The organism is Pseudomonas sp. UBA3153, from assembly GCF_002364635.1.
Classification (GTDB): Bacteria; Pseudomonadota; Gammaproteobacteria; order Pseudomonadales; family Pseudomonadaceae; genus Pseudomonas_O; species Pseudomonas_O kuykendallii.
Genome location: NZ_DEYR01000069.1, coordinates 623 through 2,807 on the forward strand (window position 1 = coordinate 623; position 2,185 = coordinate 2,807).

Consider the following 2,185-nt stretch of genomic DNA (forward strand, 5'->3'; position numbering starts at 1 on the left):
AGGGTGCGCCATGCGCACCAGTCGCCACCGCGGTGTTGGCGGTGCGCGCGGCGCACCCTACGACGAGCGGCCATTCGGCAAGGTTCATCGGCAACCCGTAGGGTGCGCCATGCGCACGAGTCGCCACCGCGGTGTTGGCGGTGCGCGCGGCGCACCCTACGACGAGCGGCCACTCGGCAAGGTTCATCGGCAACCCGTAGGGTGCGCCATGCGCACCGGTCGCCACCGCGGTGTTGGCGGTGCGCGCGGCGCACCCTACGGTGGAGCGGCAGGCCGCAAGACGGGCGCAACCCCCGTCGTCATGCGCAGTACCACCCGCGGGTTGCGCCCGCGCTATGACGATCATGTGGCCGCTCCGGCAAACAGTCGGTCGAGCGCATCCAGCAGTTCGTCGCGGGGCCGGGCGAAGTACACGCCGGCCTGCGGCATGCCGCGCAGGAACAGGTAGTAGGCGCCGCCAAGCTGCGCGTTGCTGAAGTCGGCCAGGCGCTGGCGCAGGAAACGCCGCAGCGCCACCAGGTAGATCAGGTACTGCAGGTAGTAATGCTCGCCGGCCAGGGCCTGCACCAGGCGCTCGCCGCCGTAGTGGCTGGCGTCCGGGCCGAGCCAGTTGGACTTGTAGTCGAGGATGTACCAGCGCCCGTCGTGCTCGAAGGTGAGGTCGATGAAACCCTTGAGGAAGCCTTCCAGGCTGTCGAACTCCAGGCGCTCGGCGGCCAGGCGCAGCGGTTCCGCCAGGCCCATAGCGGGGTCGGCGAGCAGCACGCGCAGGCGCTGCACGTCGAGGTTCGCCACCGGGAAGGTGAAGCCCAGCTCGGGCAGGCGACGGGCGCGTTGCAGGCTGGCCAGGGTCAGGCCGGCGCCGTTGAGATCGGTCTCCAGGACCCGCTGCAGGTGCTGCTCGGCGATCGAACTCCACACCTCGGCGTCGATGCCGTGGGCACACAGCGCCGGGGCGACCAGCTCGGCCAGCGGCGCCTTGTCCCGCGCCCAGTCTTCGAGAATCGCGTGCAGGCAGGTCCCCGCCCGCGCCCCACGGGGGAAGGCGAAGAAACCTACGCCCGGTTCGCTGGCGGCCGGCATCGCCAGGGCGTCGCGGTCCGGCGCCTCCATGTGCATGCCGGCGGCCAGCCCGGAGAAGCTGCCGATGCGCCAGGCGCTCTGCAGGCTGCGCTGGAATGGCTGCAGCGCGGCCGGCGCCTGGGCGCGCTGCTCGCCACCGGCAGTGGCTTCGCGGTCGAGCAGTGCCACGCGGGCGATCATCCCCCGGCTGCTCTCGGCCAGGCGGTCCAGCTCGGCCGCCAGTGCCACGCCGGGCATCTCGCTGAGGTGCGCGGCGATTTCGCCGAGGGCGTCTTCTCCGAGCAACTGCCGACCGTGCAGCAGCCAGGCCAACGCGCTGCTGTGCAGGCCTTCGTCGGGCAGGCCGCCGTCCTTCTTCGGCTTGGGCACGGCGACCGGGCCCCAGTGCAGCCACAGGCGGTCACGCGCTCGGGTCAGCGCCACGTAGGTCAGGCGCAGCTTCTCGGCGAACACTTCGCGCCGGGCTTTTTCCAGATGCTGGTCGAGCTGCGCGCTGCCGAGGTCGAGCAGCGGCTGGCCGTTTTCATCGTGGCAGCGGGCGCTGTCGGTGAACTGGCCGAGCAGCTTGCCGTCCCAGAGGAACGGACAGAACACCAGCGGATACTCCAGGCCCTTGGACGTATGGATGGTGACGATCTGCACGCGTTCGGCATCGCTTTCCAGGCGCAACAGGGCATCGTCGCCGGCGCCCTCGCTGTTGCGCTGGCCGTTGAACCAGGCGAGCAGCACTTCCAGGCCGGGACGCTGCAGGCTCTCGGCCTGCAGCAGCTCGGCCAGGTGCAGCAGGTTGGTCAGCCGGCGCTCGCCGTCGATGCCCGCCAGCAAGCGTTCGGCCACCTGTTCCTGATCCAGCCAGGCGCGGAACACCCGCATGAAACCGTGCTGCTGCCACAACTGGTGGTACTGCTCGGCATCGGCGCGCTCCTTGTCCCAGGCGCGTTCGTCGTCCTGGCACCGCGCCAGCTGGGCGGCATCGCGGCCGAGCAGGCGGCTGGCCAGGGCGTAGCGCAGCACGCCTTCGCGGCCCGGTTCGGCATAGGCGGCGAGCACCGCGGCCAGTTCGCCGGCTTCCTCGCTGTGCCACACGCTGTCGCGCCCGCGG

2 protein-coding genes are annotated in these 2,185 nt (G+C 71.0%); both read right to left on the reverse strand.

Annotated elements, in window-relative coordinates; all coding sequences use genetic code 11:
- On the reverse strand, positions 1-346 hold a 346-nt coding region (locus tag B2X67_RS16005), incomplete at its 3' end, for a hypothetical protein (protein WP_286786088.1).
- A partial coding sequence (locus tag B2X67_RS16010) for a 3'-5' exonuclease (protein ID WP_286786089.1) occupies positions 343-2,185 on the reverse strand: 1,843 nt, incomplete at its 5' end. The genes B2X67_RS16005 and B2X67_RS16010, both read right to left, overlap by 4 nt.